Source organism: Rhodopila globiformis (assembly GCF_002937115.1).
Classification (GTDB): Bacteria; Pseudomonadota; Alphaproteobacteria; order Acetobacterales; family Acetobacteraceae; genus Rhodopila; species Rhodopila globiformis.
Window position 1 is genome coordinate 1 of sequence record NZ_NHRY01000184.1, and the last position, 16,231, is coordinate 16,231.

The following is a 16,231-nucleotide window of genomic DNA, read 5'->3' on the forward strand; positions in this document are numbered from 1 at the left end:
ATCGGGGCGGCAGTCAGACGGGGCATGAAGGCTCCGGTGAATCAGGGCGAGGCGTGAGCCTGTGGCCTGCCATATTCAGGCCGCTCCTGACTCGCCAGAACGGCTCCTGACGGCGGCTGGTCACGGCGATTGCCGCCAGACTGTGGCAAACCAGACTCACCCGCGCCGGGCCACCCATCAACGGAGTCGCCACTTCCGGCGAGGTGTACTAGGTCAGGAACGCGCCGCCGTTCACGTGCAGTGTCTGGCCGGTGACGAAGCGGCCATCCGGCCCGGCCAGGAACCGCACCGCGGCGGCGATCTCCTGCATCGTCGCCGGCCGCCCCAGCGGGATGCCGCGCCCGGCCCCCGGCGGCGCCGCCCCGGCCGAGGCGCCCCGCACCGTATCCACCGCCCCCGGCGCGACGCAGTTGCAGGTGATGCCGTGCGGCGCCAGTTCCACCGCCAGCGCCCGCATCAGCCCCTCCAGCCCGGCCTTGGAAGCCGAGACATGGCAGCGGTTCGGCGTGCCGACATGGGTGGAAATCCCCGACAGCGCCACGATCGCCCCGCCACCGCGGCCGATCATGTGGGGGACGGCGGCGCGGGCGAGGATGAAGGCGCCGTCGAGCGCAACCGACAGGATCTCCCGCCATTCCGCCAGCGCCATGTCCAGGAACGGGGTCTGCCGCCGCAGCCCGGCGTTGCAGACCAGGATGTCGATGCCGCCGAACGCCGCGGCCGCCTCGTCAACCATGCGCTGCACGGCGGCCGGGTCCGTCACGTCGGCCAGGCAGCCGATGGCCTGGCCGCCCGCGGCGGTGATCTCCGCCGCCACGATCTCGACAAGGACCCGGTCGCTGCGGCCGTTGACCACGACCGTGGCGCCGCGCCGGGCCAGGCCGAGCGCGATGGCACGGCCGATATTCTTGCCCGCGCCGGTGACCAGCGCGACCTTGCCGGCGAATGTCTGCTCCATGGTCACGCCGCCTGCCGGATCATGTCCGCCGCCTTTTCCGCGATCATGATCACCGTGGCGTTGGTGTTGCCGGACACCACCGTCGGCATCACCGAGGCATCGACCACCCGCAGCCCGTCCAGCCCCTTCACGCGCAGCGAAATGTCGACCACGGCCTTCGGACCCGGCCCCATCATGCAGGTGCTGGTCTGGTGGAAGGTGGTGCCGGCGGTGGCGCGCACGTACTCCAGCAGGTCCTCGTCGGTCTTCGCCGCCGGCCCGGGATGAACCTCCTCCCGGATGAAGCGCCGCATCGCCGGGGAGGCGAAGATCCGCCGCGTCACCTTCAAACCCGCGACGATGGTGTCGCGATCTGCTTGGGTGGACAGGTAGTTCGGCTGCATCGCCGGCGCCTCGGTGGGATCTGGCAATTTGATGCGCAGCCAGCCGCGGCTCTCCGGCCGGCAGGGGATCGCCACCAGGGTGCAGCCGGGGAACGGGTGCATCGGCCCGCCCGGCTTCGGCGCGCTGCCGGCGAGGAACTGGTACTGCACGTCCGGGCTGTCCAGCTCCGGCCGCGTCTTGACGAACAGGCCGATGGGCGCGGCGCCGGTCATCAGCGGCCCCTTCCCCGCCAGGATCCATTCGGCGCCGGCCTGCAACCGCCGCGGCCAGCTGTGCCAGACCTCGTTCAGCGTCACCGTGCCGTCGACGCACCGGCTGATGATGCGGCCGCCGATGTGGTCCTGCAGGTTCTCGCCCACCCCGGGCAGGTCGTGCTGCACCGCGATGCCGAGCGACTGCAGCAGGCCGCCCGGGCCAATGCCGGACAGTTGCAGGATCTGCGGCGAGTTGATGCTGCCGCCGCACAACAGCACCTCCCGCTTCGCCCGCGCCTGATGCAGCCGGCCGTCCTGGCTGTACTCGACGCCCACGGCGCGTTTGCCTTCCAGCAGCACCCGGTGGGTCAGGGCATGGACCGCGATGGTCAGGTTGCGGCGGGACCGCGCCGGGTTCAGGTAGGCGACCGCGGCGGCACACCGGCGGCGACCGCGGACGGTCAGTTGCAGCGGGCCGACGCCCTCCTGCTCGGCGCCGTTGAAGTCGCGGTTGAACGGATAGCCGGCTTCCTGCGCCGCGGCGATGAACGCATCGTGCAGCTTATGGTCGGTCCGCAGGTCGGAGACGCACAGCGGCCCGCCGGCGCCGTGATAGTCGTCGGCGCCGTGCTCCTGGTGCTCGGCCTTGCGGAAGTAGGGCAGCACGTCGTCATAGGACCAGCCGGCGTTGCCCATCTGGCGCCACAGGTCGAAATCCTGCCGCTGCCCACGGATGTAGATCAGGCCGTTGATCGCGGACGACCCGCCCAGCACCTTGCCGCGCGGCCAGGCGATACGGCGGTCGTGCATCTGCGGCACCGGTTCGGTTTCGAAATACCAGGCGACCCGCGGATTGTAGATGTTGCGATAGAAACCAGCCGGGATGTGGATCCACGGATCGCGGTCCTTGCCGCCGGCTTCCAGCAGCAGGACCCGCGTGCCCGCATCCTGCGTCAGGCGGTTCGCCAGCACGCAGCCGGCGGAACCCGCACCGACAATGATGAAATCATAGTCCATGACGCCGTCTTCCCCGCTTCCCTGGCCCTTGTCGTGGCGGCCAGTGAAGCGGAAGCGGCGGCGGTTGACCAGTGCCGCGTCAGGTCACCAAGCGCAGCGCCGGGCGCGACTTCACCGCCAGGCGACGATACAGCGCGACGTAGTCCTCTGCCATGCGGCGCGCGGTGAAGCGCTGCTCGAACCGGCGCCGGATCGCCGTCGGCGACGTTTCATGCAGCCGCGATATGGCTGTTACGGCCTCGGCCTCGTCATGGACGATGAAGCCGGTGACGCCGTGGTCGATCACCTCCGGCACCGAGCCGGCCGGGAAAGCGATGACCGGCGTGCCGCAGGCCATCGCCTCGATCATCACCAGGCCGAACGGCTCGGGCCAATCGATCGGCAACAGCAACGCTTTGGCGCCGCTGAGGAAAGCCGGCTTCTCGGCATCGCCGATTTCGCCGATCAGCTCGATCTGGTCGCCGTCGATCATCGGGCGGATGACCTCTTCGAAGTACAGCTTGTCGACGCGGTCGATCTTGGCGGCGATCTTCAGCTTCATGCCGGCGGCGCGGGCGATGCGGATCGCCCGGTCCGGCGACTTTTCCGGGCAGATCCGGCCCAGGAAGGCCAGGTAGTCGCGCTGCATCGGCTGCGGCGTCAGCAGGTCCGGCGGCAGGCCGTGGTAGACAGTGCCAACGAAGTTACCTTGCGGCAACGGCCTCCGTTGCATATCGGAGATCGACACCAGGGGCGCGTCCGGGAAGCAGTCGAACACCGGCGCGATCTCCGGCAGGTCGAGGCGGCCGTGCAACGTCGTCAGGTACGGAGTCGGCTGGCGGCTCAGCAGCGAGAACGGCCAGTAGTCCAGGTGGCAGTGCAGGATGTCGAATTCATGCGCGTGCTGGTAGATCTTCTCCAGCATCAGCATCGACGGCGCCATCGCGTCGCGCAGCGTGCTGTCGAACCGCAGGGCCTGCGGCCAGATCGCTTCCAGTTTCGCATCCGTTATCGAGTCGCCGCTGGCGAACAGGGTCACGTCGTGCCCCATGGCGACCAGCTCTTCAGTCAGATAGGACACCACCCGCTCGGTCCCGCCATAAGTACGCGGCGGAACGGATTCTGTCAGTGGCGCGATCTGTGCTATACGCATCTTTCAATGGCTCCCGGCCTTTTTTGGTCGGCCTCATCGATGCGCGGCAGATCAGGTTTTTTTGCGGCGGCTGCTAACATGAAGCCGCCAAAGTCCGCATTCTCACGGCGAAGTTACTGATGAACACTTACCCGTACCGTCCCGTTTGCGTTTACCAAGGCGCTGTCGGTGCCGTCCAAGCATGCTCGGACCGCCGGGCGTCAAACAACAGGGGGTGCTGACCGATGTCGCGGCTGGTCGTCGTTTCAAATCGTGTGCCGCTTCCATCCGAACGAGGCGCCAAGGCCGGCGGCCTGGCGGTTGCGCTGGCCGATGCGTTGCAGCCCGGATCGGTCTGGTTCGGCTGGAGCGGCCGGCGCTCGTCGCGCGGGTCCGCAACGACGCATATTCAACGTTCCGAAGGCATTACCTACGCAACCATCGATCTGACGGAAGCCGATTATCACTCGTTTTATGTGAATTTCTCCAACGGCGCATTGTGGCCGTTGTTGCATTTCCGTCTTGGTTTGCTGGATTTCCGCTCCGAGGACTATGCCGGCTACCGCGCCGTCAACCGTCAGTTCGCCGCCGCTCTGGTGCCTTTGTTGCGGCCGGATGACGTCATCTGGGTGCATGATTACCACCTGATCCCGCTTGCCATGGAACTGCGTGCTCTCGGCGTCACCAATCGCATCGGATTTTTCCTCCACACGCCGTTCGTTCCGCCAGCCATCTTCAACGCCATGCCGCGGTCGAGCGAGCTGCTGCACGGGCTGTGCGCCTATGACATCATCGGCTTCCATACCCGCACCTATCGCTCGGCGTTCCTGGATTGCGTGGCGGAAAACATGGGCGTGCACGCCGATTCCGAGGGCCGGTTCATCTGGCGCGGCCACCATGTTCGTGCCATTGTCGATCCGATCGGCATTGATGCCGACGGATTCACGAAATGCGCGATCGATGCGGCCCGCGGCGCGGATGCCAGGGCGCTGCGGGACAGCCTCGGCAAAGGCAGCCTCGCCATCGGAGTTGACCGCCTCGACTACTCGAAGGGGCTGATCAACCGGTTCGAGGCGATCGGGCGGTTCTTCGCCAATTACCCGCAACATCGCCGGCAACTCAGCTTTCTGCAGGTCGCCGCACGTTCGCGTGAGGAACAGGGCTCGTACCAGCGGCTGCGGCGGGAGCTGGACCGTATCGTTGGCGACACGAACGGGCGATACTCGGAATTCGACTGGACCCCGCTGCGCTACATGACCCGCGCGGTGAAACGCGATACCCTGGCGGGATTTTTCCGCCTGTCCCGGCTGGCGGTGGTCACGCCGCTGCGGGACGGCATGAACCTGGTGGCCAAGGAGTACATCGCCGCGCAGGACCCCAGGGATCCGGGTGTGCTGATCCTGTCGCGCTTCGCCGGCGCGGCCGAGGAACTTACCGAGGCCCTGCAGGTCAATCCTTACGATTCCGATGAAATCGCCGAGGCGATGCACATCGGCCTGTCGATGGAACTGGAAGAACGCCAGGAACGCTGGCGGTCCCTGCACAAGAAGGTCAGCGCCAACACAGCGCAGCGCTTCTGCACCGTGTTCCTGAAGCACCTTGTGCATCCGGAGATCAACCCGGAACGACCGACGCTGCGGGCGATTTCCTAGAGCAATATCGGCCCGACTGGAAATCGCGGAGCGATTTCAGGCTGATGAAATCGCTCGTGAAATTATGAGCTGGAGCGAAGGCCTCACCGCGCCACGTGCCGTCGTGGCGCGGTGAGAACGTTTCGCCGTCATCGGCGGAACGCAGCCTCTACGTATCGGCGAATATGCCGACCGGCGCGCCGGCTGAGGGCGCCGTGGTGCGGAACAGCCCGCCGAGGGTGGGGAAGGCGGACAGGATGTCCTCGGGCTTTCCCTCCCGCAGCGACGTCACGTAAAGCCAGTCATCGGCGAAGCACGGCATGGTCGGCCCGGGCACGGCAAAAGCCTGCTTGTGCAGCAGCGTGCCGTCCGGGCTGAAGCAGTTGAGGCAGCCGGCGGACGGGCCGGCGGACCAGTAGTTGCCGTCCATGTCCGTCGCCGCGCCGTCCGGACGGCCGTCTTCGTTCTTCAGCCTCGCGACGATGCGGTGACGGGAGCGGCCGCCGGTCGCGGGGTCGAAGTCCCAGGCTTCGATGATGCCGGCGGTGGAGTCGGAGTGGTACATGACGCGGCCATCGGGCGACCAGGCCAGGCCGTTCGATACGGCATAGCCGGATTCCTCGCGCGTGATCCGGCCGTCGGGCGTCACCCGGTAGAGGGATGCGGTCTTCTGGCGCGGCGTGTTCTCGTCCATGCTGCCGATCCAGAAGGCGCCGTCCGGGCCTACCTTGCCGTCGTTCAGGCGATTGGTCGGCGGCTCGTCCACGCGGTCGGTCAGGTCGGTCAGTTCGCCGCTGCCGGGATCGAACAGGACGACGTGGTGCCGTTGCGCGACGACGAACCGGCCCGAGGCGCACAGGCCGAAGCTGCCGACGACGTCCGGGAAGTCCCACGATTCGCGCTCACCCGAGTCGATTCGCAGGGCGTTGATCCGCCTGCCGTTGATGTCGCAGAACAGCAGCCGGCGATTGGCTGCGTCCCAGACCGGGGACTCGGCGACGGAACAGCGCGAATCCCAGATCAGTTCGTAATCCGCCATGTGATGCATCCTTCCCGGATCGTGTGGGGCTTACCAACCAGAACACTGCACCGGCGATGGAAGAGCGATCAAATCTGGATGGCGGAGGATGGGCAATATTATTTCTATATCGCTATTGATAAGCTTGGCCGGGCCGCCAGCGACAGCTTGCGGTGCCGATACCGGCAGAAAGCGTGGATGGTGGGCCTTCGCCCCATTGGCGCTAAAATAGCGTGGCGGCGGCACGATGCTTGCCATTCCGTCATGGCCCGGCTTGTCCCTACGAGATGCACACATCTCGGAAACGGTCCGCCGCTGCGTTTCCCTTTCGTCATGGCCCGGCTTGTCCGGGCCACCTGTCGCGGCACAGTGCTGGAATAGGTGGCCCGGACAAGCCGGACCATGACGAGGAGACAACAGCCAGCCCTATTTTAACGCCAATGGGGCCGCCGCCCACCATGACGGGGTGCCGCCGGCCCACAAAATCAGCGCCCATGCGGCTCGTCCGGGCGATGCCGATCGGGTGACGACCTTGTTCCGCACCACCGCCGAGGCCGTACCGGACGACGCGGCTACTCCGTCCCGCCGATGGGCCGCTGCCGCAGCTTCGCGTAGACCGCTTCCTGCTCCGGCCTCGGCGTCTTCCAGTCCGCCTCCAGGATGCCGTCCGGATTCTCCCGTTCGTCCAGGTGGCCCCAGGCCCACCAATCGGTGGACAGGCCTTGTTTGCCCTCGCCGATGTGCAGGCCGTCCGGGCCGGTGCCATTGAGATACGGCACGATCGTCGCCGCCCAGGCCTTGCTCCGGGCGCTGGACATCGATGCGCCCATCTCGCCGATGAATACCGGCGCCAGGTCGGAATTGACGATCCAGCCCCATTCCTCATTCATCCGGTGGATCATGGCTGGCCCGGAGTCGAGCTTCTCAGCGCTGATCTCGTAGGGGTATTCGTGCACCGAATAGACCAGCTTGCCCGGCACGTTCAGGGTCACCGGGAACGTCCGGACGCCGCGGCCATGGTTGTTCGGCAGCTCCACGATGATCAGCTTGGCGGGATCGACGGCCTGGATCGCGTTGCCGACGCGGATATACATCGCCCGGATGTCGCGATCGGAGCCATCGCCCCAGACGCTCATGCCCGGCCAGTCCAGCGGCTCGTTGCGCAGGTCGTAGCCGATGACCGTCTGGTTGCCGGCAAAATGCTTCGCCACCGCCTGCCAGTCGGCCAGGAATTTCTCATCCGTCGTGGTGCCGCGGTTGCCGCCACCGTCGGTTCCGTCGGAGCCGCCGCCCAGGTCGTACCACAGACCATTCTTCTGCTGCGCGCCCCAGTTGTCACGCTCACTGTGTCCCGGTTCGTTGGTGTGGTTGTCGAGCACCAGCCGCAGCCCGGCTTTCCCCGCCGCCGCCGCGATGCGGTCGATCATCGCCAGGTCCTTGTGCATCGTGGCGTTGACCCAGGAGAACCGGATGCAGTTGAAGCCGTAGCGCGCCATCAGGTGCGTCTGCGCCTCCAGCGGGATATGCTCGTTCACTTCGTTCCAGCCGATGCAGGCCAGCCGCACGGGGCGCCCGTGCTGGTCGATGATCTGGTTGCCTTTGGTGCTGAGCGGGCCGGGCGGCAGCAGCGTCACCCGCTGGTCCGCGACCGACGGCGGAATCGCCCCCTGCGCCGACAACGGCAAGGCGACGACGGCGACCGGCACACTGCGCAAAGCCCATGTAAAGAAACGTTTAACTTGCATACTGCCTCCACAGGTCCAAATCACGACCAGAGCGCGGCAGTCGTTGCTTCCGGGCCATGAAGAAGGCAATAAAATTTCTGGTGTTGTCCCAGCCGGCGCAGGGCCTGGCCTTCGTTGCCTTGAACGCCAGGCCGCGGTCGAGCCACCGCGAGCGCGGGTCGCGCCAATTCCTTCTCTGCGGGCTCTGCGCCACGCTCTGCGATCTCTGCGTTTTGAAAGTGCGGTGCCGCCACGGAGAGCGGCGTCGCTGGTGAGCCGCCCAACCTGCAACGCCGGTGGCGCCCCGAACACCGCGATTCAACGCAGAGATCGCAGAGTGGAGCGCAGAGCCCGCAGAGAAGAAATTGGGGCGGCCTGCGGCCGCGATGGCCGTCGTTGATCGCTGTACCATGTTCATCGTGACCAGGATAACAGGATAACCAGGTAGGAAGAGCCGGGTCCGCAAGATAGCCGGCCGGCCGCACGACAATTGCTAATCCGTTATGACACGGCTTGTCCGGGTCTTCGCCACACGCACGTGCCACGACAGGTGGCGCGGCCTCTGCGGGCGATGACGGTGATGCAGCGTGCATCACCCTGTCGGCGCGTATGCAGACGAACCGGGCCATTACGAAGAACCAACGGCCGCTCCCTGCGCGGGCATGCGTCAAAACAGTCCCTCGATGGCGCCGTCCTCCCGCAGGCAGATCGACTCCGCCGCCGGCACGCGCGGCAGGCCGGGCATCGTCATGATGTCACCACAGATCGCCACGACAAACCCCGCCCCGGCCGACAGCCTGACCTCCCGCACCGGCAGCACGTGCCCCACCGGCGCGCCCATGATGGTGGGATCCGCGGTGAAGCTGTATTGCGTCTTGGCAATACACACCGGCACCTCGCCGAAGCCCGCCGCCTCGAACGACTCCAGCTTCGCCGCCACGGCGTCGGGCAGCGCGATGTCGTAGGCGCGGTAGATCTCCCGCGCGATCGCCCGGATCTTGTCGGCCAGCGTCATGTCCAGCGGATAAATCGGCTTGTAGGCCGCGGTGCCGGCCTCGATCCGCCGGACCACCGCATGCGCCAGATCTTCAGCGCCGGCGCCGCCATGCGCCCAGTGGGTGCAGGAGATCGCCTCGGTGCCAAGCGCCGCCATCGCGTCGCGGATCGCGGCGAACTCCGCGGCGGTGTCGGAGGTGAAATGGTTCACCGCCACCACCACGGGCAGCCCGAATTTCTGCAGGTTCTCCACATGCCGCTGCAGGTTGGCGACGCCGTGCCGCACCGCCTCGACGTTCTCCGCGCCCAACTGATGGCGCTCGACCCCGCCGTGCATCTTCAGCGCCCGCACCGTCGCCACCACCACCGCGCAGGACGGTTTCAGCCCGGCCGAACGGCACTTGATGTCGAGGAATTTCTCTCCGCCCAGATCCGCGCCGAACCCCGCCTCGGTCACCACCACGTCGGCCAGCTTCAGCCCGAGCCGCGTCGCCATCACCGAGTTGCAGCCATGTGCGATGTTGGCGAACGGACCGCCATGCACCAGCGCCGGCGATCCCTCCAGCGTCTGCACCAGGTTCGGCGCAATCGCATCCTTCAGCAGCACCGCCATCGCGCCGTCCGCCTTCAGGTCCGCCGCGGTGACGTTGGCGCCGTCGCGGGTCTGCGCGACCACCATCCGGCCCAGCCGCGCCTCCAGGTCGTGCAGGTTGCGCGACAGGCAGAACACCGCCATCACCTCGGACGCGACGGTGATGTCGAACCCGTCCTCCCGCGGGAAGCCGTTGGCGACGCCGCCCAGGCTGGCGACGATGCTGCGCAGCGCCCGGTCGTTCATGTCCATGCAGCGCCGCCAGGAGATCCGGCGCTCGTCGATGTCCAGCGGATTGCCCCAGTAGATCGAATTGTCGACCATCGCCGCCAGCAGGTTGTTGGCCGCGGTGATGGCGTGGAAATCGCCGGTGAAGTGCAGGTTGATCTGGTCCATCGGCACCACCTGCGCGTGGCCGCCGCCGGCCGCGCCGCCCTTCATCCCGAAGCTGGGGCCCAGGCTCGGCTCGCGCAGGCAGATCGCCGCCCGCCGGCCGATGCGGTTCAGCGCGTCGCCCAGGCCGACGGTCGTGGTGGTCTTGCCCTCGCCCGCCGGCGTCGGGTTGATGCCGGTGACCAGCACCAGCGGCGCGTCCGGCCGATCCTCCAGGCTGGCGATGAAGTCGAGGCCGATCTTCGCCTTGGTGCGGCCATAGGGCTCCACGGCCGAGGCCGGGATGCCAAGCTTGTCGGCAATCACCTGGATCGGCTGCAGCGTCGCGGCGCGGGCGATGGCGAGATCGGAGTTCATGCGTGAACGGCCTCCCGATGGGTCACGCCGATATCCGTCAGCGCCGCATCGATCGCCTGGACCGCGCGCGCCATGTCCGCGGGCGTGATCGCGCCGATGCAGCCAACCCGGAACGTCGGAGCCGGCGTGGTGAAGAAGTTGCTTATCAGGACCCCGCGCGATTTCAACGCATCAACGAAGGCCTGCAGGTCCCAGGCCGGGTCGTCCGGCACATGCACGTTGACGATCACCGGCCCCTGCCGCTCCGGCGGCAGCCACGGAACCAGCCCGAGGCCGCGGACACCGTCGTACAAGGTGCGCATGTTGGCGGTATAGCGCGCCAGCCGGGCCGCGCTGCCCTCGGCGTCCAGGAAATCCAGCGCGCGGTCCAGCGCGGCCAGCACTTGCGCCGGCGGCGTGAAGCGGAAGCTGCCCGCGCCGAACTGCAACGTACCGGCGTAAATATCCGCCAGGTCGAGCGACCAACTGCCGGCGTTCCCAACGCAGGCCCGCAGCCGATCGGCTCGCGCCACCGCGAAGGCGATGCCGGGCAGCGCCTCCAGGCACTTGTTGGCGGTGAAGACGACGGCATCCACCTCCGGCTGGGCGGACAGGTCGAGCGGCAGGGCGCCGAAGGCGGACACGGCATCGACGATCATGCGGCGCCCGGCGGCGCGGACGACGGCGCCGACAGCCGGCACGTCATGGATCACGCCGCTGCCGGTCTCGGAATACACCAGGCCGACATGCGACAGGGTCGGGTCATCCGCCAGGGCGCGGGCCACGGCGGCGGGATCGGCGGCGTCGGCCGGGCCCATCGGCAGCGGCACCGCGACCCGCCCGGCCTCCTGCGCCAGGCGGATCATGCGGTTGCCATAGGCGCCGGTGGCGGGAATCAAAATGCGTCCACCGGGGGGCAGGAAAGTGCGCAATGCCGCTTCGGTGACGAAATGGCCGCAGCCTTGCAGCGGCAGCGCGGCGTGCGCCGGGTCGGTTCCGCCGGCCAGGCGCAGGATGCGGCCGCGCAATCGCGCCAGGAATTGGCGAAAGTCATTGTCCCAGGGCGCGAGGTCCCGGCCCATCGCCTGGCGCACTTCGGGACGTGTGGTGACAGGACCGGGGATAAGCAGCAACATCGCCGGAAACTCGCACGCGGAAGCCGAGAAATCCATCCACGCGTCGATCGTTCGGTGCTACGTTGCAGTTATGAACATACCGTATGTCTTGCCCGACTGGGTGCCCTGGTGGGTCCCGTTGGTGCTGCTCGTTCCCACGCTGCTCTACGCCCTGGCATTCGTGTTCATGCCCTTCAGCGTGCTGGGGGTGAAAAGCCGGCTGGACGTCATCGAGGCGCGACTCGACGAAATCCAGCAGGAGATCCGCCACCTCGCCCTGCGCCTGCCGGCCGGCCGGCAGGAACTGGATTTCGAGGATATCTACGCGCCGATCCGCCAGGTGACGCGCGGTGACGCTCCGCCCGCCGATCGGCCGCCGATTCCGCCGGCCGCGCAGGACCTGTACGACGATGACGCGCCGGTGGAGCGCCCGGCGCCGCCGCCGAACGCCCGCCCGTTCGGCCGGCAGGAGCCGGTCATCATCCGTCCCGAACGCGCCGAACGCCCCGAGCGCGCCGAACCCCGGCTGGATCGGCGCCGGTGAAGCGGGTGTGCCGCCTGAACCCGGCTACACGACCTTGCGCGTGAACGGGTGCGGGCGGCAGGTCAGTGGCGTGGCCGGATAGGCGTCAAGCCCGACAAACACCGTGCCTGCCTTGTGCAGGGCGACAAGTCCCTCGGCGACGCCCGCGCCGCTGGACCGGTGCGGCTGGTTCACGTGGGCGATGATGACGTCGCCGCTGACCGCCGCCGCCATGCGCCCCGCGACCACCGGGGCGGGCAAGGAAGCGCCTTCATCCGCCGGCAGTGAAAAGGCGCCGATCTTCTCGTCGATCATGCGGAAGGCCGCCGGGCTGTAGAGGGCGGCGGCCGAGCGGTACCATGTCGGCGGCGGCGCGCCGACAGCGACGATCGCCTCGGCGCCCCGCGCCACCTCCCGCCGGATCGCCTCCAGCGTCCCGGCGATCGGCAGGCCGTACACGCGGCGGGTGCCGAGCACCGCGGGCAGATGGCGCTCGCCGTGGTTCTGCAAAGTGAACAGGTCCGACCGCGCCCGCAGCAGGCCCAGCATGTGGGCATTGCTGCGCAGCCACAGCCCGGTGACGAACAGCGTCGCCGGCACCGACAGCGCGAGCAGGGTCCGCACGATCCGCATGTCGACGCCGCCCGAGCAGGCGTCCAGGGTCAAAGCCACGGTGCGCGGCACGTCCGCCGGCACGATCAGGCGCATGCGCGGCTCGACGAGTTCGTTCGGGACCGCCGGGAAGCAGTTCGGCGCAAGGGCCGCCAGTGCGCCTGTCGAGAAGGATCGGCGGGACAGGGGAAGGCCGCCGGATGCGGCGTGGCAGTGCAGGCACATTGTGAGGGATCTCGTTCGGTCTCGCGCGGGTACGGCGATGCGGCATGATGGAAGCCGGTGCTTAATCAAATCGCGATGGCGGAGCGAGTCATAATGAACCCACGACCGGACGTTCCAGACGGGCTGCGGCTGACGGTGGACACCGACCCGCCGGCGGCCTTCCGCGCCGGGCTTGGCCAGGCGATCAACCAGTTCCATGCCGAAAGCGTGCCGTTCCACGCCAGCCGCTTCGCGCTGCGGCTCGAGGATCGGGACGGAACGCTGATGGGCGGGCTGAGCGGCGTGATGTCGTGGGGCTGGCTGTTCGTCGATGCGGTCTGGGTCCATCCTGGCCTGCGCGGCCAGGGCGCCGGGCGGACACTGATGGCCCATGCGGAACGCCACGCGGCGGCGGCGGGCTGCCACTCCGCGTGGCTCGACACCTTCCAGGCGCGCGGCTTCTACGAGGCCATCGGCTACCGCGTGTTCGGCACGCTGGAGGATTATCCGGCGGGCCAGACCCGCTTCTTCCTGCGCAAGCGCCTGCGGGACACAGCCTCGGGCACGGATCAGGCGGCGCCGCGCGCCTGAACCGGCACCTGGGAGATTTCCTCCAGCGAGCGGTGGTTGGTGCGCGGCCCGAACACGCCGATGGCGAGGACGACGATCGCCATGGCGCCGGCGATGAACAGGAACACGCCGGGGACGCCGAAATGCTGCAGGATCGCGGCGATGAAGAAGCCGGTGAAAATGGTGCTGAACCGGCTCCAGGAATAGACGAAGCCGACGGCGCGGGCGCGGATGCGGGTCGGGAAAAGCTCCGCCTGGTAGTTGTGGGCCGAGAACGACAGCCAGGCGTTCATCATCGTCTGCAAGGTGCCGACGACGATCACCGGGATGGCCGCGGTCTGGAAGGAAAACAGGATGCCGAACACGGCGATGCCGGTGCAGGACAGGCAGACCTGCCATTTGCGCTCGATCCTGTCGGCGAAGCCCACCCCCAGCAGCGGGAACAGCGGATAGGCGCAGGCGATGATGAACGAATATTCCAGCGTCTGCGAGACGTGGATGCCCTGAGCGATCAGCAACGTCGGCACCCAGTTGGCGAAGCCATAGAAGCCGATGGTCTGGAAGAAGTTGGCGACCGACAGCATGATGGTGCGGCTGCGATAGGCCGGGCTGAAGATTTCCCGCAACTGGCCCTCGGCCGGGTCTTCCATCACCGGCGGCTCCGGTGCCGGCAGCGGACGGCCGGATTCGGCGGTGACGCGGGCCTCGATGGCGCGCATGACCTGCTCGGCTTCCTCCAGGCGACCCTGCTGCGCCAGCCAGCGTGGCGATTCCGGCAGCCGCAGGCGCACGAACCAGACGAGGATCGCGCCGACGGAGCCGATGATCACCACCCAGCGCCAGCCGGACAGGCCGAGCGGGGCGGTGGGAACCAGCAGCCAGGCGAGGAAGGCGATCAGCGGCACTGGAATGAAGCCGATGGCCTGCTGGATGGCGAAGGTGCGGCCGCGGGCGCGCTTGGGCACCAGCTCGGAAATGAAGGTGTCGACGGTAACCAGCTCGACGCCGATGCCGACGCCGGCCAGCAGGCGCCAGAAATTGACGGTGTTCGGCGTGCTCTGGAACGCCATGATCAGCGTGGCGAGGCAATACCAGACCAACGAGAAGGTGAAGACGGTCCGCCTGCCGAAATGGTCAGCCAGGTGGGTGAAGAACATCGTGCCGACGAACAGGCCGGCGAACAGCGCGGCGATGAAGGATGCAAGGCCGCCGAGGCCGAACAGCGCGACCGTGGTGGGCGTGAAGATCCTGTCGGCGAACATGCCCGGGGCGATGGAGCCGGTCAGGAAGATGGCATAGACGTCGAACCAGCCACCGAGCGATATCAGCAGCACCAGCACCCACATGTGCCGCGTCATCGGCAGGCGGTCCAGGCGCGCGGTGATCTCCGCGGCCGGCGAGGCGATCGGCGTTGCAGCCATCCAGGTTCCTCCCATGGCACGCCGGCGCGTGCCGCTGCGATCGCTGTTTTGTTTCGAATGTAGTTAAATTCGCCGTGAACCCTGCAATGGATGGCGACGCGGGTCCAGACCTGCGGTTGGCCCTGACCGGCCCGAAGCGGCCAGAACCGCGGACGCTTGATGTCACATCCCGAGAGCGCGACGGTAGATGTCGAGCAGCGTCTCCTCCTCTTCCACCTCGGCCGGTTCGCGCTTGCGGATCTTGATCAGCTGGCGAATGACAACGACGTCGAAGCCCGCGCTCTTCGCTTCGGCGTATATGTCCTTGATATCCGAACCCAGCGCTTTTCGTTCCTCTTCCAGTCGCTCGATTCTCTCAACCAGGCTCCGGAGCCGGTCGACCGCGATTCCGCCGGCGCCCGTCTCGGCGTCACTTTTTTTCGTGCCGGATTTAGTCGCCTCGAGGGTGGAATTGCTCATTGTTGTACTCCAATGATGACAGACTGCGATGGTGCTGACTGTTGCCAGAGCCGAGGGAAGGAACGCGCCCCGGAACGGCGCGCTTGAGAACGGCGCGCTTGCCCTGAACCACTGGGCCTATGCGCATGGTATGGCCGGCAGGGGCGTTGCATATCCGGCGCCCCTGGCCTTGGCGTCATTGTCCCGGATGTCGCTCGCCAGCGCCTTGCACGCCTCGTGACGCCGCTCACTGCGTCCGATGAGGCCGCCGGGCCCGCGGTTGGCAGCTTGCCGGTTACCGCCGGCTCTCGCCTCGCTCATCGCTTTCTCCTCGCGGCGCGGTGATCCATGCGGCCTGGCCCGGGATGGGTTGCCGCCGCTACAGTAAACCGCAGATCGGTTTGGACGCACCGGCCGCCGTTCCCGTCATGGCCGGGCGCGTCCCGGCCATCTGCGCTTCGACGGTGGGGGGTGGATGGCCGGGACGCGCCCGGCCATGACGGTGAGGGATGCGCCGCCGCCAGCGACGCTGCCCGTCCCAACCGACCTGCGGTTCGCTGTAAGGCAATGGCCCGGCTGACGCACAGAGCGGCCGATCGGCGCCGTCTGGCAGCACGGCCTCCGGCGAGGCGGCGGCTCCCGGTCGGCGTACGGTTCCACTCACCAGTTCAGCCGTCATCGACTCGACTCTCCGCGGCAGCAGGGCGGCGGGCAATAGCCGTGGCCGCCGCCAGGGTCAATCGAAAACCGGGCAACGGACAGGGGATTCGCACTTCGAAAGTCCTTGACACGCGATTTGGACTTGCCCGACGCGGGCATGATCGACTCTTTGGCTGAGGGTGAGCACCACGATTGCGGGAGGCCCCTTTGGATCAGTTCATCGCCTGCTGGGAGGAGTTGGAGGACCCGCGCACCGGCAATGCCGCGCTGCACGATTTCCATGAACTGCTGATGATTGCGCTCTGCACGGTGCTGTGCGGCGGCCAGAGTGCGG

Annotated in this window: 13 protein-coding genes and 1 pseudogene; 4 read left to right on the plus strand and 10 right to left on the minus strand. The window is 67.5% G+C overall.

From position 1 onward, the window contains the following. Positions 1 to 208: 208 nt before the first annotated feature. The 3 genes from CCS01_RS17065 to CCS01_RS17075 form a co-directional block, all read right to left on the minus strand. Positions 209 to 958, minus strand: coding sequence for an SDR family NAD(P)-dependent oxidoreductase (locus CCS01_RS17065; protein WP_104519984.1), 750 nt, complete (start codon positions 956 to 958; stop codon positions 209 to 211). A 2-nt stretch (positions 959 to 960) separates the two neighbouring features. Then, positions 961 to 2,553: a GMC family oxidoreductase gene (locus CCS01_RS17070; protein ID WP_104519985.1), complete on the minus strand. Its 1,593-nt coding sequence runs from the start codon at positions 2,551 to 2,553 to the stop codon at positions 961 to 963. A 79-nt stretch (positions 2,554 to 2,632) separates the two neighbouring features. Then, the gene (locus CCS01_RS17075; RefSeq protein WP_104519986.1) at positions 2,633 to 3,685 is read right to left on the minus strand and encodes a glycosyltransferase family 4 protein; all 1,053 of its coding nucleotides are present in this window, start codon (positions 3,683 to 3,685) and stop codon (positions 2,633 to 2,635) included. Between the two features lie 224 nt (positions 3,686 to 3,909). Here CCS01_RS17075 and CCS01_RS17080 point away from each other — a divergent pair, with 224 nt between their 5' ends. Next, complete coding sequence (locus CCS01_RS17080) at positions 3,910 to 5,316, plus strand: alpha,alpha-trehalose-phosphate synthase (UDP-forming) (RefSeq protein ID WP_104519987.1); 1,407 nt, start codon at positions 3,910 to 3,912, stop codon at positions 5,314 to 5,316. 148 nt (positions 5,317 to 5,464) lie between these two features. Here CCS01_RS17080 and CCS01_RS17085 read toward each other — a convergent pair whose 3' ends face one another. The 4 genes from CCS01_RS17085 to CCS01_RS17100 form a co-directional block, all read right to left on the minus strand. Continuing rightward, positions 5,465 to 6,334: an SMP-30/gluconolactonase/LRE family protein gene (locus CCS01_RS17085; protein ID WP_104519988.1), complete on the minus strand. Its 870-nt coding sequence runs from the start codon at positions 6,332 to 6,334 to the stop codon at positions 5,465 to 5,467. Between the two features lie 551 nt (positions 6,335 to 6,885). Next, complete coding sequence (locus tag CCS01_RS17090) at positions 6,886 to 8,058, minus strand: glycoside hydrolase family 5 protein (RefSeq protein WP_104519989.1); 1,173 nt, start codon at positions 8,056 to 8,058, stop codon at positions 6,886 to 6,888. 646 nt (positions 8,059 to 8,704) lie between these two features. Then, on the minus strand, positions 8,705 to 10,375 hold the full coding sequence (locus CCS01_RS17095) for a formate--tetrahydrofolate ligase (protein ID WP_104519990.1): 1,671 nt from the start codon (positions 10,373 to 10,375) through the stop codon (positions 8,705 to 8,707). Continuing rightward, positions 10,372 to 11,490 carry a 2-aminoethylphosphonate--pyruvate transaminase gene (locus CCS01_RS17100; protein WP_104519996.1) on the minus strand — a complete coding sequence of 373 codons (1,119 nt, stop codon included), beginning with the start codon at positions 11,488 to 11,490 and terminating at the stop codon, positions 10,372 to 10,374. Before CCS01_RS17100 ends, CCS01_RS17095 begins: the two co-directional genes overlap by 4 nt. A gap of 70 nt (positions 11,491 to 11,560) precedes the next feature. On the opposite strand from CCS01_RS17100, the gene CCS01_RS17105 reads away from it, so the two are divergent. Beyond that, entirely contained in the window at positions 11,561 to 12,013 is a 453-nt protein-coding gene (locus CCS01_RS17105; protein WP_104519991.1) for a hypothetical protein, read from the plus strand. 24 nt (positions 12,014 to 12,037) lie between these two features. Here CCS01_RS17105 and CCS01_RS17110 read toward each other — a convergent pair whose 3' ends face one another. Further along, positions 12,038 to 12,829: a polysaccharide deacetylase family protein gene (locus tag CCS01_RS17110; protein ID WP_158258451.1), complete on the minus strand. Its 792-nt coding sequence runs from the start codon at positions 12,827 to 12,829 to the stop codon at positions 12,038 to 12,040. Positions 12,830 to 12,922: 93 nt separating this feature from the next. On the opposite strand from CCS01_RS17110, the gene CCS01_RS17115 reads away from it, so the two are divergent. Next, positions 12,923 to 13,399 (plus strand): GNAT family N-acetyltransferase, encoded by a 477-nt coding sequence (locus CCS01_RS17115; protein WP_104519997.1) that lies wholly within the window; start codon positions 12,923 to 12,925, stop codon positions 13,397 to 13,399. Here the strand turns inward: CCS01_RS17115 and CCS01_RS17120 are convergent. Both CCS01_RS17120 and CCS01_RS17125 read right to left on the minus strand, forming a co-directional pair. Continuing rightward, complete coding sequence (locus CCS01_RS17120; RefSeq protein WP_204848321.1) at positions 13,378 to 14,799, minus strand: MFS transporter; 1,422 nt, start codon at positions 14,797 to 14,799, stop codon at positions 13,378 to 13,380. The genes CCS01_RS17115 and CCS01_RS17120 overlap by 22 nt on opposite strands. Positions 14,800 to 14,961: 162 nt before the next feature. Further along, positions 14,962 to 15,258, minus strand: coding sequence for a DUF2312 domain-containing protein (locus tag CCS01_RS17125; RefSeq protein WP_104519994.1), 297 nt, complete (start codon positions 15,256 to 15,258; stop codon positions 14,962 to 14,964). 846 nt (positions 15,259 to 16,104) lie between these two features. Between CCS01_RS17125 and CCS01_RS35310 the strand changes: the two are divergent. Further along, positions 16,105 to 16,231, plus strand: a pseudogene (locus CCS01_RS35310) (ISAs1-like element ISAzs12 family transposase); the annotation flags it as partial.